Origin of the sequence: Pseudomonas sp. JDS08PS003 (assembly GCF_045013505.1) — a bacterium.
GTDB lineage: Bacteria > Pseudomonadota > Gammaproteobacteria > Pseudomonadales > Pseudomonadaceae > Aquipseudomonas > Aquipseudomonas protegens_B.
In genome coordinates this window covers 4,079,375-4,093,286 of record NZ_CP120724.1, presented here as the reverse complement: position 1 = coordinate 4,093,286, position 13,912 = coordinate 4,079,375, and the positions used below count along the sequence as shown (strand labels likewise).

At 65.2% G+C, this 13,912-nt stretch carries 11 protein-coding genes and 2 pseudogenes; 3 read left to right on the top strand and 10 right to left on the bottom strand.

Annotation, left to right across the window (positions count from 1 at the left end):
- Nucleotides 1-63: 63 nt before the first annotated feature.
- Nucleotides 64-1,626 carry a 4-hydroxyphenylacetate 3-monooxygenase, oxygenase component gene (gene hpaB / locus P7C00_RS18060; protein ID WP_346635396.1) on the bottom strand — a complete coding sequence of 521 codons (1,563 nt, stop codon included), beginning with the start codon at nucleotides 1,624-1,626 and terminating at the stop codon, nucleotides 64-66.
- Between the two features lie 343 nt (nucleotides 1,627-1,969).
- On the opposite strand from hpaB, the pseudogene P7C00_RS18055 reads away from it, so the two are divergent.
- The 3 genes and pseudogenes from P7C00_RS18055 to P7C00_RS18045 all read left to right on the top strand — a co-directional run.
- Nucleotides 1,970-2,725, top strand: a pseudogene (locus P7C00_RS18055) (MCP four helix bundle domain-containing protein); the annotation flags it as partial.
- A 357-nt stretch (nucleotides 2,726-3,082) separates the two neighbouring features.
- Complete coding sequence (locus P7C00_RS18050) at nucleotides 3,083-3,631, top strand: methyl-accepting chemotaxis protein (protein WP_404940034.1); 549 nt, start codon at nucleotides 3,083-3,085, stop codon at nucleotides 3,629-3,631.
- An 85-nt stretch (nucleotides 3,632-3,716) separates the two neighbouring features.
- A complete protein-coding gene (locus P7C00_RS18045; protein ID WP_346635394.1) occupies nucleotides 3,717-4,916 on the top strand; it encodes an aminotransferase class I/II-fold pyridoxal phosphate-dependent enzyme in 1,200 nt (399 codons plus the stop codon).
- A 121-nt stretch (nucleotides 4,917-5,037) separates the two neighbouring features.
- On the opposite strand, the gene P7C00_RS18040 is transcribed toward P7C00_RS18045, so the two are convergent.
- The 9 genes and pseudogenes from P7C00_RS18040 to P7C00_RS18000 form a co-directional block, all read right to left on the bottom strand.
- Entirely contained in the window at nucleotides 5,038-6,033 is a 996-nt protein-coding gene (locus tag P7C00_RS18040) for a D-glycerate dehydrogenase (RefSeq protein WP_346635393.1), read from the bottom strand.
- An 18-nt stretch (nucleotides 6,034-6,051) separates the two neighbouring features.
- Complete coding sequence (locus P7C00_RS18035) at nucleotides 6,052-7,347, bottom strand: MFS transporter (protein WP_404937009.1); 1,296 nt, start codon at nucleotides 7,345-7,347, stop codon at nucleotides 6,052-6,054.
- A gap of 138 nt (nucleotides 7,348-7,485) precedes the next feature.
- Entirely contained in the window at nucleotides 7,486-8,448 is a 963-nt protein-coding gene (locus P7C00_RS18030) for a sugar kinase (RefSeq protein ID WP_346635391.1), read from the bottom strand.
- Nucleotides 8,441-9,223 (bottom strand): AP endonuclease, encoded by a 783-nt coding sequence (locus tag P7C00_RS18025; protein WP_346635390.1) that lies wholly within the window; start codon nucleotides 9,221-9,223, stop codon nucleotides 8,441-8,443. The genes P7C00_RS18030 and P7C00_RS18025 overlap by 8 nt, the downstream gene beginning before the upstream one ends.
- A gap of 76 nt (nucleotides 9,224-9,299) precedes the next feature.
- On the bottom strand, nucleotides 9,300-10,325 hold the full coding sequence (locus P7C00_RS18020) for a LacI family DNA-binding transcriptional regulator (protein ID WP_404937008.1): 1,026 nt from the start codon (nucleotides 10,323-10,325) through the stop codon (nucleotides 9,300-9,302).
- A gap of 156 nt (nucleotides 10,326-10,481) precedes the next feature.
- Nucleotides 10,482-10,799, bottom strand: a pseudogene (locus tag P7C00_RS18015) (alpha/beta hydrolase fold domain-containing protein); the annotation flags it as partial.
- An 81-nt stretch (nucleotides 10,800-10,880) separates the two neighbouring features.
- Nucleotides 10,881-11,489 (bottom strand): LysE family translocator, encoded by a 609-nt coding sequence (locus tag P7C00_RS18010; RefSeq protein ID WP_404940032.1) that lies wholly within the window; start codon nucleotides 11,487-11,489, stop codon nucleotides 10,881-10,883.
- 50 nt (nucleotides 11,490-11,539) lie between these two features.
- Nucleotides 11,540-12,379, bottom strand: a complete 840-nt coding sequence (locus P7C00_RS18005; RefSeq protein ID WP_346635387.1) for an AraC family transcriptional regulator — start codon at nucleotides 12,377-12,379, stop codon at nucleotides 11,540-11,542.
- Between the two features lie 78 nt (nucleotides 12,380-12,457).
- Nucleotides 12,458-13,099, bottom strand: a complete 642-nt coding sequence (locus tag P7C00_RS18000) for a DUF1345 domain-containing protein (RefSeq protein WP_404937007.1) — start codon at nucleotides 13,097-13,099, stop codon at nucleotides 12,458-12,460.
- Between the last annotated feature and the right edge of the window lie 813 nt (nucleotides 13,100-13,912).

The following is a 13,912-nucleotide window of genomic DNA, read 5'->3' as shown; positions in this document are numbered from 1 at the left end:
GAGCCTTGCGCCGCTCTGGCGGTCGCCTTCGCTGGCAAGCCAGCTCCTACCAGACGCCAGCGGTTACTGGCGGATGCGGTCCAGCATGTTGATGTCGTCGGGGTTGGTCAGGTGCGCAACGGTCCAGCCGTCGAGGTCGTAGTCACCCAGGCACTTGTCCACCAAGTCGGTCATGGCCTTCATCGAGCCGCTGGCCTGGGCGTGGCGCAGGCACTGCATGCGGATCTCGTCCTGGCTGCCGGCGTAGTTGATCTCGTACAGCTCGTGGCGGCCGCCGAATTCGGTGCCGATGGCGTCCCAGAGCAATTTGAGAATCTTGATCCGCTCCTCGTGGCCCATGCCGCCGGAGCCGCGGCAGTAGGTGCCGAGGTACTGGTTGAGCACCGGGTCCTTGAGATCGCGGGAGCCGGACGGCAGGTAGATCAGGCCGCTGGCCACCACTTGCTCGATGATCTTCTTGATGTCGGTGTAGGCCTGGGGCGCCAGGACCCGGTAGGCCTGCAGCGCCTGGGTGCTGGGCAGGTAGACGCCGTTCATCCATTCGCTGGCGTTGCCATGCATGGCGTCGGTGAGGGACCAGAACAGGTTGCGCCAGGCCACCACTTCGCCGACCTGGGCCTGGACCCCGCGAAACTCCAGGGAGCCGGTGCACTGCAGGGCCTTGACCAGCAACCCGGTGATGAAATCGAGCTTCACCGCCAGCCGGGTGCAGCCCTGCATCGGGAACAGCCGGCCAAAACCACCTTGCGGGAACCACTGGCGGCAGCGCTCGAAGTCACGGTAGATCAGCACGTTCTCCCAGGGGATGAACACCTTGTCCATGATCAGGATCGCGTCGTTCTCGTCGAAGCGGCTGGACAGCGGGTAGTCGAAGGGCGAGCCGGTCATGCCGGCCTGCAATTCGTAGGAGGGGCGGCAGATCAGCTTCATGCCCCGGGTGTTCATCGGCGCGATGAACATCAGGGCGAAGTCGGTGTTGTCTCCCAACAGCTGGGCCGAGCCCTGGCCGACGAAGTTGTAGTGGGTCAGGGCCGAGTTGGTGGCCACCACCTTGGCGCCGCTGACAATGATCCCGCCCTCGACTTCCTCGTCCACCGAGATGAACACGTCCTTGACCTGATCCACTGGTTTGTCGCGATCGATGGGCGGATTGACGATGGCGTGATTGAGGTAGAGGCAGGCTTCCTGGATGCGCTTGTACCAGGTGCGGGCGTTGTCTGCGAAGCGCCCGTAGAACTCCGGATTGGCCCCCAGGGCACTGCCGAAGGCGGCCTTGTAGTCGGGGCTGCGGCCCATCCAGCCATAGGTCAGGCGCGACCAGTCGGCGATGGCATCGCGCTGCTGGCGCAGTTCATCGGGGCTTTTCGCCGAGCGGAAGAACTTGTGGGTGTAGCCGCCGTTGCCGGTGTCGGTGTCCCAGCACAGTTGCTCCTTGGTGGCCGGGTCGTGCAGGGCGTCGTACAGACGGGCCATGGAGGCCGCCGAGTTGCGGAAAGCCGGGTGGGTGGTGACGTCCTTGACCCGGTCGCCATAAATGTAGATTTCACGGTCGTCGCGCAGGCTGGCCAGGTATTCGGCACCGGTCAGCGGACGGTTGGTTGCGGCACGAAAGTCTTCGGGTTTCATATCCAGTCTCGGCGTTGTTTTTATTGACTGGGACCATGATGGGCAGGGGCGGGCGCTGAAAAAATGGCTTTTACGGCGAATGAATTGCACTTTTCATAGGGCGCGTTGGTGCTCTCGGGCGGGATACAGCGCACTGTCCCGGAGCAGCGAATCACTGCTTTATCGATTCACTTCGCGTTGTGCTGTATCAGTCCTGAAACAGGGGTCACATTTCGAAATATTTTTGCCAATCAGCCAGATGAAAGCTCAAGTTCGGCCGATATCTCTGATAGGCCCATGGACACTGTTTCCATGGTGTCCCACGTCGATGCAGTCCTGATGCGTCGGCGGATCAAGGGCATGGATGCTCGCCGCCCCGTTCTCCTTCGAGACTCGCCCTATGTCCTTGCGTAACCTGAATATCGCCCCGCGTGCTTTCCTCGGTTTTGCCTTCATTGCCTTGCTGGTCATGGTGCTGGGCGTGTTTGCGGTGAACCGCATGTCGATCATCCGCGACGCGTCCCTGGAGATGGAAAGCAATCAGCTGCCCAGCGTCGGTTACCTCGGCAACCTGACCGAGAACGTCCTGCGCCTGCGGATTCTGTCATTTCGCGTGCTGGTGAACCGCGAACCGGCCGGCCTTGCCGAAGCCCAGACCCGCATCGGCGTGCTGGTGGACAAGGCCAAGCAGGCCCAGGCCAGCTACGCGGCGTTGCCGGCGGGTCCGGAAGAAGTGGCGCTGTACAAGACCTTCAGCGCGACCCTGGACAACTACCTGCAGGCGCAGAAGGAGATGCTCGAACTGTCGCGCCAGGACAAGCTGGAAGAGCTGCGCACCCTGATCAACACCCGGATCAAGGACGGCACCGACCAGATGGGCGAGCAGTTGAACAAGCTCATCGCGATCAATGCCGCGGACGCCAAGAGTGCCTCCAAGGCGGCCGGCGAGCACTACAACAGTGCCATTGCCGGGATCGTCATCGTCGCGCTGCTGGCCGCGTTGCTGACCATCGTGCTGGCGCTGTTGTTGACCCGCAGCATCGTCACCCCCCTGAACAAGGCCCTCAACGCCGCCGAGGTGATCGCCGGCGGCAACCTGCGCCAGGCCATCGAGGTCGACGGCAAGGACGAACCGGCGCGCCTGTTGCGCGCCCTGGCGGAAATGCAGGCCAGCCTGCGCCGCACCATCGAGCAGATCGCCGGCTCGGCGACTCAGCTGGCTTCGGCTTCGGAGGAACTCAGCGCGGTGACCGAGGAGGCCTCTCGCGGCGTACAGCAGCAGAACACCGAGATTGAACAGGCCGCCACCGCAGTCAACGAAATGACCGCGGCGGTGGAAGAGGTGGCACGCAACGCGGTGTCCACCTCCGAGGCTTCCCAGCAGTCGACCCAGGCCGCCCGTGAAGGCCGCGACCGCGTGGTGCAGACCGTCGAGGCGATCCAGACCATGGCCCACGACGTGCAAAACACCTCGGTGATGATCGAAGGCCTGGCGACTCAGGGCCGGGACATTGGCAAGGTGCTGGACGTGATTCGCGCCATCGCCGAACAGACCAACCTGCTGGCGCTCAACGCCGCCATCGAAGCGGCCCGTGCCGGTGAGGCCGGGCGCGGCTTTGCCGTGGTGGCCGATGAGGTTCGGGCCCTGGCCCATCGCACCGCCCAGTCGACCCAGGAAATCGAGAAGATGGTGGCCGGTATCCAGAACGGCACCGGCGAAGCGGTGGAGTCCATGCAGCAGAGCAATCAGCGGACCCAGAGCACCCTGGAACTGGCCCGCGCCGCTGGCGTGTCCCTGGAGCAGATCGCCGAGTCCATCAACCAGATCAACGAACGCAACCTGGTGATCGCCAGTGCCTCGGAAGAGCAGGCCCAGGTGTCCCGCGAGGTGGACCGCAACCTGGTGAACATCCGCGACCTGGCGATCCAGTCGGCGGCCGGGGCCAACCAGACCAGTTCAGCCAGCCATGAACTGTCGCGCCTGGCGGTGGATCTCAACGCCATGGTGGCGCGCTTCGTGGTCTAAGGGCGCGAACGGTGGGGCGGGGCGCTCGACGAGTGCCCCGCCAGCACCTAGGGTTTTGGCTGAAGCATCTTTCATGGAGAAAACGATGCGCTACTCAGCCCTGACCCAACGGATTGTCGGAGAAGGTTCCGCAGCCTGGAACATCCACTACCGGGCCCTGGCCCTGCGCGAGCAGGGGCGGGATGTGTTGTTGCTGACCATCGGCGACCCGGATTTCGATACCCCCAAGCCCGTGGTCCAGGCAGCAATCGACAGCTTGCTGGCCGGTGATACCCACTATTCGGACGTGCGCGGCAACCTGGCCCTGCGCAGCTGCATTGCCCGTCGCCATCATCAGCGCAGCGGGCAGATTGTCGACGCCGAGCATGTGGTGGTTTTGCCGGGCGCCCAATGTGCGGTGTTTTCCGTGGCCCAGTGCCTGCTCAATCCCGGGGACGAGGTGCTGGTGGCCGAGCCCATGTATGTCACCTACGAAGGCGTATTCGGTGCCTGCGGGGCGCGCATCGTGCCGGTGCCGGTGCGGGCCGAGCAGGGGTTTCGCGTCGACCCGCGGGAGATGGCGGCGCGGATCACTCCGCGCACCCGGGCGATGTTGCTCAACAGCCCGAACAACCCATCAGGCGCGAGCCTGTCCCTCGACGACTGGCAAGCCCTGGCGCGGCTGTGCTTTGCGCATGACTTGTGGCTGATTTCCGATGAGGTCTATTGCGACCTGCTGTACGAGGGCCAGCACTTGAGCCCCGGCAGTCTGCCGCGCATGGGTGAGCGTACGGCCACCATTAACAGCCTGTCCAAGTCCCATGCCATGAGTGGCTGGCGGGTGGGTTGGGTGATTGCCCCGCCGGCCCTGGTCGGGCACCTGAGCAATCTGGCCCTGTGCATGCTGTATGGCCTGCCGGACTTTGTGCAGAACGCCGCGGTGGTGGCCCTGGACCGCGACCTGCCGGAGCTGGCGCAGATGCGCGACGAGTACCGTCGGCGACGGGACCTGGTGTGCACGCTGCTGGGCCAGTGTCCGGGGCTGACCCCGATCTGCCCGGATGGCGGCATGTTCGTCATGGTGGATATACGCTGCACCGGGCTGGACGCCCAGGCCTTTGCCGACTGCCTGTTGGAGGGCTACGGGGTTTCGGTACTGGCCGGAGAGGCCTTTGGTCCCAGCGCGGCAGGCCACATTCGCATAGGCCTGGTGCTGGATTGCGAACGCCTGGCCGAGGCCTGCCGGCGCATTGCCCGCTGCACCGGCGAACTCCTCGAACGCCGCCCCCCAACCCGCCACCCGTAGGCGCCTGTCGGGCGGCGTTGCGCTTGCCGGCGAAGAGGGCCTTGGGCCTTGTGGTGCTCTGGCGGGCGCCTTCGCTGGCACGCCAGCTTCTACAAGGGGGCGCTGTGTTGTTGTCAAGCCGTTATCCGGCCTGCCGTGTCTTGGTGGTCCACGCGGCGGTGTTCACCAGATTGGGCGGGCGCTGTCCCGACAGGGCCGCCAGCAGGTTGTCCACCGCGCAGCGGGCCATGGCTTCGCGGGTTTCGTGGGTGGCCGAACCGATGTGCGGAGTGGCCACCACATGGGGCAACTGCAGCAGCGGTGAACGGTGATCCAGCGGTTCGCGTTCGAACACGTCCAGCCCGGCGCCCCGTATCCGTCGCTCCTGCAAGGCTTCGATCAAGGCTGCTTCGTCCACCACCTTGCCCCGGGAAATATTGATGAAGATGCTCTCCGGGCGCATCAACGCCAGCTCCCGACGGCCAATCAGTCCTTGGGTCTTCTCGGTCAAGGGCAAGGTCAGGCAGACGAAGTCGGCTTCTTGCAGCAGTTGCTCCAGGCTCCGGTAGCGGGCATTGAAACGTTGCTCCACCGCGGGCTTGGGGCTGTTGCTGTGGTAGATCAGCGGCATGCCGAAGCCGAAATGCCCACGCTGGGCCAGCGCCTCGCCAATGCGGCCCATGCCGATGATGCCCAGGGTCTTGCCGTGCACGTCGCTGCCGAAATGCAGTGGGCCGATGTTGCGGTTCCATTGCCCGGCGCGAACCATATTGGCCAGCTCCACCACACGCCGGGCGGTGGCCAGGATCAGGGCGAAACCGGTGTCGGCGGTGGTTTCGGTGAGCACGTCCGGGGTGTTGCTGAGCAAAATCCCCCGTTGGGTCAGGTAGTCGATGTCGTAGTTGTCGACCCCCACCGAGACACTGGCCACCGCTTGTAGGCGCGGCGCCAGGTCCAGCAGGTCGGCGTCCAGGCGCAGGCTCGCCCCCAGCAGGCCATCGGCGCTGGGCAGGGCCTGGCGCAGGGCCTTGAGGCCGCTGGGCCCCAGGTCTTCGATCAGGGTGACCTCGGTCTGTTCCTGCAGGCGGGCCATCAGCGACGGCGAGAGTTTCTTGTACAGCACCAGGTGTTTTTTCATGAGGGTCTCGGTGGCAATTCAGGGGTGGGCCAGACGGCGACGCAGGGGCAGGCCCTTGGCCTGGGGGGCACTGGCACCGGGGTTGAGCAGCAGGGTCAGCAGCACCGAGAGCAGCAGGGCGCCGCTCATCAGCAGGTAGGACATCCCCGGCGAGCCGGTGGCGCTGTTCAGGTAGCCCACCAGGTAGGAGCCGCCGAACGAGCCCAGGGCGCCCATGCTGTTGATCAGGGCCATGGCGCCGCCGGCGACGTTGGCCGGGAGAATTTCCGGGACGATGGCGAAGAACGGGCCGTAAGGCGCGTACATGCAGGCCCCGGCGATCACCAGCAGGCTGTAGGACCACCAGAAGTGCTCGGCGCCCAGCAGGTAGGAGCCGTAGAAGGCGATGGCGGCCACCAGCAGTGGCGGCCAGACGAAGCGCTTGCGCTTCTGGGTGCGGTCCGAGCCCCAGGACACCACGAGCATGGCAATCACTGCCGCCAGATAGGGCAGGGCCGAGAGCCAGCCGGCCTCCACCATGTCCATTTGCGCGCCGTGCTTGAGGATCGATGGCAGCCACAGGACGAAACCGTAGACCCCGATGCTCCAGCAGAAGAACTGCAGCGCGAGAATGATCACCTTGGGCGAGCGGAAGGCCTCGGCGTAGTTCTTCACCGCCTTGATGCCCTGCTGTTCGGCGGCCAGGGCGCTTTCCAGGTCCTGCTTCTCCTGGTCGCTGAGCCACTGGGCCTGGCTGGGCCGGTCATCGGCCAGGCGCCACCAGATAAAGGCCCAGATCACCGCCGGCAAGCCTTCGATGATGAACATCCAGCGCCAGCTGAAATGCTCAACCAGGTAGCCCGAGACCACCGACATCCAGAGCATGGTCACCGGGTTGCCGAGGATCAGGAAAGTGTTGGCCCGGGAGCGTTCGGCGCGGGTGAACCAGTGGCACAGGTACACCAGCATCGCCGGCATCACCGCGGCTTCCACCACCCCGAGCATGAAGCGGATGGCGATCAGCATGTAGGCGTTGGACACGATGCCGGTGAGGGTGGCCAGCCCGCCCCAGAGAATCAGGCTGACGAAGATCAGTTTCTTCACGCTGCGTTTTTGCGCGTAGATCGCCCCCGGCACCTGGAAGAAGAAGTAGCCGAGGAAGAACAGCGCCCCCAGCAGCGATGACAGCCCCGGGGTGATCTGCAAGTCATTGGCCATCCCGGAGGCGGCGGCGAAGCCGTAGTTGGCGCGGTCCAGGTAGGCCAGGCTGTAGGTGATGAAGACGATGGGCATGATGTACCACCAGCGGCGGGCGGCGAGTTTGAGCGTGTCCATGAAAGTTCTCCTGAGCTTGTTGTTTTTGTCGCAACAGGTGGTTCTTGGTTTTCGTTTTCCGTAGCAGCCGGCTTGCCGGCGAAGAGGCCCTTTAGCCTTGTATCGCCCTGGCGGGCAACTTCGCTGGCAAGCCAGCTCCTACAGGGCGCTGGCGGTTTTCAGGGCGGGCGTGTGCTCCGGCAGTTCGTGGCGCAAGGGCAGGCCTTCCATGTCGCCACGGCTTTGTACGGCGCGGCTGCCGACCCAGTTGGCCCGCTGTACCGCCTCGATCACGCTGCGGCTTTCCAGCAGGGCACTGATCAGGCCCACGGCGAAGGCATCGCCGGCACCTACGGTGTCCACCACCTGGGCCACCGGTACGCCGTCGACGAAGCCGGCATCCAGATGGGTGCGGTAGTAGGCGCCATGGGCACCGAGCTTGATCACCACCGCTTCGGCGCCCTGGTCCAGGTAGAAGGCGGCGATGTCCGCCGGGTCGTCCCGCCCGGTGAGCAGGCGCCCCTCGCTCAAGCCCGGCAGCACCCAGTGGGCCAGGGCCGCCAGGCGGTTGATCTCGCGAATCATCAGAGCCTCGCTGGCCCACAGGCCGGGACGCAGATTGGGGTCGAAAGACACGCTGCGGCCGCTGGCGCGCTGGGTCTGCATCAGGTGGCCGGACAGCTCCCGGGCCGACTCCGACAGCGCCGGGGGAATGCCGGTGGCATGCAGATGGCGGGCCTGGAGCAGGGCCGGAGCCAGATCGTCGAGGCTCAGGTGGCTGGCGGCCGAGCCACGGCGGAAGTACTCGACCCGTGGATCGTCGCCGGTTTCCTCGCGGGACTTGAGCTGAAAGCCCGTGGGGTGCAGCGGGTCGCGGCGCACGAAGCGGCAGTCCAGGCCTTCGGCCTGCAAGGTGTCGAGCACGAAACGCCCGAGGGAGTCGTTGCCGACCCGGCTCAGCCAGGCCACCTTGAAACCCAGGCGCGACAGGCCGATGGCCACGTTGCTGTCGGCACCGGCAATGCGCTTGTGAAAGTGCTCGACCCGGGCCAGGTCGCCGCTGTGCTCGGCGACGAACATGGCCATGGTTTCCCCGAAGGACAGAATATCGATCTCAGACATCGGCTGGCTCCAGTCGCGACTGGCCGAGGCGGGCCAGCAGGTCGACCTGCTCGGTGGTTACTTGCAGCAGGTCGTCGCCTTGCAGGGGGTATTCCACTGCCCGGGTAATACCTTGAGTCATGTGCCGCAGCAGTTGTTCCCACTGCTGCAACTGTGGGGCGCCGGGCGGTAGGGCTACACGCTTGCCGTCGACCCGCAGGCGCACTGCCTTGCAGTGCACGTAGTCCACATGCCGGCCCAACAAGTGCGCGGCCGTCAGCGCCGACTGCTCTTGCCACTCCCAGTTGCCGATATCGAAGGTCATGCGCAGGGGCAGGTTCCACCCTTGCACGGCGTTGAAAAAACGCTGGAAGGGCTCGATGCGCCCGCCATGGGCGGTCTGGTCGTTTTCCACCAGCAGGGCGAGGGGCTGGCCTGAGAGCAGGCTGGCCAGGCTGTGCAGGTCGTGATGTTCGGTGAAGTGGCCGAGGGACACTTTGAGCCGCTTGGCGCCGAACGCCCGGGCCCGCTGCAGGGTGGCGGACAGTTCGGGATTGGGTTCGCTGTGCTCGGCCGGCCACAGCTCCAGCGGCGAGGAAAACACGCTTTCCAGGCCCTGTTCCCGGGCGCTGCGGGCCAGCTCCTCGGGTTTCTCGTGGGTCAGCAGTTCTTCGCGCCATTCGATGCACGAAGCGCCGGCGGCGGCCACCAGGGCAATGAAATGGCCCTGGCCGTGCCGGCGGACCAGATCCGCGCCGTAGCTGGACAGACTGATGGAGACGGGAGATTGATGCATGCTTCAGACCTCTGAAACCGGTTTCATTTTTATTCGAGAAAACCCGGGACGCGCTGCAATGCAGGGGTTCCCAGGACTACACAGAGTGTTTTCGGGTGGAGCCGCGAATCATCAGTTGCGCCGCAAAGTCCAGTATCCGCGCCGGGCCGGCATCGCCTCGTAGGCGCTTGAGCAGGCATTCGAAAGCGGCGGTGCCTATGGCCTCGGTGGGTTGGGCCAGGGCACTGATGCCGCTGCCCACCAGGGGGTACCAGTCCAGGTCGTCGAGGGCGATCAGGCCGATGCCGTCGAATAACGGGCATTGGAGTTCACGCAGGACCCGGGTCGCCGCCAGGGCCGCCACGCCATTGGCGCAGAACAGCGCCTTGGGGCCGGGGCCGGGAGCGTCGAGAAAGTCTTTCAGATGGCGGGCCAGGGTCTCGCCGGTCTCCAGTGACTGGCCGCGCAAGGCCGGGCGCCGGGCGACCTCGTCCTGGAAGGCGGCGCTGCGTTCGAGCCGTGAGCTGGTGCCGTCATGGGGTTCGCTGACCAGCAGCAGGTCGCGATAACCCTGTTGTTCCAGGTGCTCGACGGCGCTGTGCACCGCCGCCGGGTTGTCCAGGCCCACCAGATCGGCGTGCAGTGATTCAAGCTTGCGGTCCACCAGGACCATGGGCATTTCCTGCTGCAACTCCAGCAACTGCTCCAGGTGATGACCCAGGGTGTTCACGATCAGGCCTTCGATGTTGTAGGCCCGCAGGTTGGCCAGGTGCTGGGCTTCCTGCTGATCGTCACGGTCGGTGTTGCACACCACCAGGCTGTAGCCGTGCTGGCGGCAGGCGGTTTCCACGCCGTGCATCACGGCAATCGAGTAGGGGTTGCGGATATCGGCCACCAGCATGCCGATCAGGCGGGTGCGCCCGCGTTTCAGGCCGCGGGCCATCTGGTTCGGGCGGTAGCCCAGCGCGCTGATGGCCTGCTCGATGCGCAAGGCAATGGCATCGGAGAGCAGGGCCCGGTCTTCGCCGATAAAGCGCGACACGCTGGCCTTGGAGACCCCGGCATGACGGGCGACATCGAGCATGGTGACGCGGCTGCGCTGGGCGGCGGAAAACTGATTCACGGGCGACGACCTTATTCTTGGAATTATCGGTTTGCAGTCCTTCCGAGTGCGGCGCTGAAACCGGTTTCAGGAAACCGCAAAACCCATTCTGTCGTCAAGGGCGAAACATCGATAAATCTGCATCAGCGCTGAAGGTGGCTGACCAACGGTAGGGGCTCAGGGTTGCTCAAGGCATGGGCGCAGGGCCTGCAGCAGGGCGTCATACAGCTCATCGACTTCCGCCGCCAGCCCTCTGGCCCGCAAGCAGCCGTGCACCAGGCCCAGGCCCGGGTACAGCTGGCTGGTGACGCCGGCGTGCAACAGGCGCTGGTGATAGCACTGGCCGTCATCGCGCAAAGGGTCGAACTGTGCCAGGGCGATAAAGGCCGCCGGTAGGTTACTGAGGTCCTCTGCCAGCAGCGGCCGGGCGTAGGGCGACCTTTGTTCGGGCCCGGGCAGGTACAGCGCCTGGAAACAGTCCAAGTCGCTGCTGCTGGCCACCTTACGTGGCGCCAACGGTCCGGGAAACGCTCTGTGGCGACCGGCTTTTGCACGGTGACGACTGCCTGGGCGCGCTCACGCCCACAGGCTCATCCAGGTAGCGATCAGCAACAGCAGGGCCATGGCGCGGTTGAAGCGTTGCAGCGCCCTGGGCGACCCCAACCAGCGGGCAGAGCCGGCACCCAGCAGGGCCCAGGTGCCGAGGCAGGGCAGGGCGACGAAGAAGAACACCAGGGACAGGCACAGCACCCGGGCCTGGCGCTCGGCGCCATTGCCGGCGAACACACTGACCACCGCCAGGGCCATCATCCAGGTCTTGGGGTTCACCAGTTGCAAGGCCGCGGCCCCCAGCAGCCCCAGGCGCCGGCCGTGGCCATTGGCGTCCAGGTTCGTAGCCGGTGCCCGCCAGATCTGCCAGGCCAGGCAGCTCAGCCACAACAGACCGGCCCACTGCATGCTCTGCCGGACTTCGGGCAGGCGCCCCAGCCAGTCACCCAAACCACTGCCGACCAGGAGCACGATACCCGCCGCGGCCAAGGTGGCACCGAGGATGATCGGCGGCGCGGCCCGCAGGCCATAGCGGGCGCTGTTGCTCAACACCAGGATATTGGTGGGCCCCGGGGTGATGGAGGCGACAAAGGCGAACAGCACGAACGGCAGCAGGGTCGAGATGGAAGGGGGTATGGCCGGCAACTCCAGAGAAGATCGAGAAGGTGATCTTCGCCGTCGGCCCGTCAAGCGTCTGGAAGCTTTGTGCAGCGCTTGCGGTACAGCGCCGGACTCAGGCCATAGGCACGCATGAACCAGCGCCCCAGATGACTCTGGTCGGCAAAACCCAGGGCCGTGGCCACGTCCGCCGGGGCTGCGCCGCCAGCCAGCAGGCGCCGGGCCCGGCTCAGGCGCAGTTGCACCAGATAGGCGTGGGGCGGCAAGCCGAAAGCCGCCTTGAAGGCGCGGCTCAAGCGAAAACGGTCAACTCCACAGGCCCGGCTCAGAGCGTCCAGGCTCAAGTCCTGGCACAGCTGGGCATGCAAGTAGTCCCGGGCCCGTTGCGCCACCAGCGGCAGGCGCGGGTCCTGGCCATAGCGCTGGCGCCAATGCAGATGCCCGGTCAATTGTTCGAGCAACTGGTCCAGGGCGCTCTGGCGGACAATCCGCAGTTCACCGTGATGCAGGCTGTGAAAGGCGGCGCTGGTGGCCTGGGCCAGGCGCGGGTCACTGGCCAGGGTCGTACCGAAGCCCAGCTGGGTATTGGCCGGCGCCTCGGCAAACAGCGCCCCCAGTTCCCGCTCCAGCCACTGTGGGTCCAGGTACAGCATGCGATAGGTGAAACCGCCCGCGGTGGGCGCCTCGCCATCGTGAATTTCCCCGGGCTCCAGCAGGAACACCTTGCCCGGTGTGCTCTGGTGCCGGGCCCGACGGCAATTGAACTGCTGCACCCCTTGCTCGGTGACGCCCACCAGATAGCTGTCATGCCAGTGAGGGTCATAGGCGTGGCCAGTGAAATGGGCGCGCAGGGTCTCGATGCCGGTGTCGGCGTCCTGGGCCAGATCGATCCAGTTGTCGGCGGTCATGGGCTACCTGAAAAGCGAGGTTCAACCCTGGCAGTTAGCGCCTGTGCCAGGGCTTGGGTCTAGAAGTTTTGTGCAGCTTCAGCTGAACAGCCCGGCGGCGATATTGATGGAAAAGCCGAGGATCGCGGTGTTGAACACAAAGCCGATCAACGATTGGGCGAGGACGATCTTGCGCAGCTCGCGGGTGGCCACGCCGACGTCCGAAGTCTGTACCGCCACGCCGATGGTGAAGGAGAAGTAGAGGAAGTCCCAATAGTTCGGCGTAGTCAGTTCCTCGGCGAAGCGCAGGGCCGGCTCCTTACCGTTCCAGGTGTAGTAAAGGCGGGCGTAATGCACGCTGAAGATCACCCCCACCAGCAACCAGGAACCGATCACCGTGAGCCCGGTGAAGCCGTAATGCAGCAGGCGCTGAGTGGTATCCAGATCCTTGCTGCCCACCAGTTCCAGGGTAATGGTCACCAGACTGGCGATGGCGGCGACGCAGACGATCAACAGCACCAGCCCGGCGTTTTCGTCCTCGACTTCGGCGATGCGTTTCACGTCCTCGGCCTGGGCCCGCACGGTCAGCCAGAACATCAGCGCCAGGTAGGTCCAGACCGCGGCGTTCCAGCCGATGAGGATCTTGCCGGTCAGGGTTTGCGCGGGGGCGAGGAGGCCGATGGCACAGCCGATCAGTACGCCGATGGTCAAGCGGGGGTGGGTTCGGATCACGAAAGACATGGGGGCTCGCAGCTTCTGGGCAGAGGGGGAACATTAGCATGTGGGGGGATTTGGATCGGGGGGCATAGTGGTTGCTGCGGGTGTGGCGGCTGGCGGGTTCGTCTTGATGGCTTGGGGGTGGGGTACATATCCGGTGCTGCGGGTGTGGCCGCTGGCGGTTTCGCTCTTACAGCGGGGTTGGGGTACATATCCGGTGCTGCGGGTGTGGCCACTTATGGTTTCGCCCTTACGGCGACTCACTTTTTTCAAACGCCAAAAAAGTAAGCAAAAACGCTTGCCCCTCCATGGGCCCCTCGCTGGGGCTCGGGGTTCCCTCGCTTCGGCATTGCTCCGGGGGCCGCCGCCAACCGGCCATCCATGGCCGGGTGGCGGCTAGCTCGGCATCCCTGCCGAGCTGCCCCCTACGCAACGCCTACGCTCGGCCGGCTGGGAAGGGGCCTGAAGATCAAAATCAAAAGCAAAAGCCAAGCGCGTGTTACGCGCCATCCGTAGGAGCCGGCTTGCCGGCGAAGAGGCCTGTGAGACATGCAGCGCCTGGGCCGACGCCTTCGCTGGCAAGCCAGCTCCTACATGGGGGGCCCTACACACCGCTCCAGCTTCAGGCCGGCCGGCAGGCCGCCGTCGCGCTCTTGATTTTGATCTTGATCTGAGCGCCCCGTTAACCACGATGGCCGAACGCAGGCATTGAGCCGTGGGTAACCCGGCAGGACGCCGGGTTAGCCGCCACCCGGCCATGGATGGCCGGTGGCGGCGGCCCACGGATCAATGCCGGAGTGAGGGCATGCCGAGCCTAAGCGAGGCACCGAGTGGAGG

Bases quoted from the DNA above. Each gene is read 5' to 3' on its own strand.
- hpaB (WP_346635396.1), bottom strand. From the start codon at position 1,626: ATGAAACCCGAAGACTTTCGTGCCGCAACCAACCGTCCGCTGACCGGT.
- P7C00_RS18050 (WP_404940034.1), top strand. From the start codon at position 3,083: ATGATCGAAGGCCTGGCGACTCAGGGCCGGGACATTGGCAAGGTGCTG.
- P7C00_RS18045 (WP_346635394.1), top strand. From the start codon at position 3,717: ATGCGCTACTCAGCCCTGACCCAACGGATTGTCGGAGAAGGTTCCGCA.
- P7C00_RS18040 (WP_346635393.1), bottom strand. From the start codon at position 6,033: ATGAAAAAACACCTGGTGCTGTACAAGAAACTCTCGCCGTCGCTGATG.
- P7C00_RS18035 (WP_404937009.1), bottom strand. From the start codon at position 7,347: ATGGACACGCTCAAACTCGCCGCCCGCCGCTGGTGGTACATCATGCCC.
- P7C00_RS18030 (WP_346635391.1), bottom strand. From the start codon at position 8,448: ATGTCTGAGATCGATATTCTGTCCTTCGGGGAAACCATGGCCATGTTC.
- P7C00_RS18025 (WP_346635390.1), bottom strand. From the start codon at position 9,223: ATGCATCAATCTCCCGTCTCCATCAGTCTGTCCAGCTACGGCGCGGAT.
- P7C00_RS18005 (WP_346635387.1), bottom strand. From the start codon at position 12,379: ATGACCGCCGACAACTGGATCGATCTGGCCCAGGACGCCGACACCGGC.
- P7C00_RS18000 (WP_404937007.1), bottom strand. From the start codon at position 13,099: ATGTCTTTCGTGATCCGAACCCACCCCCGCTTGACCATCGGCGTACTG.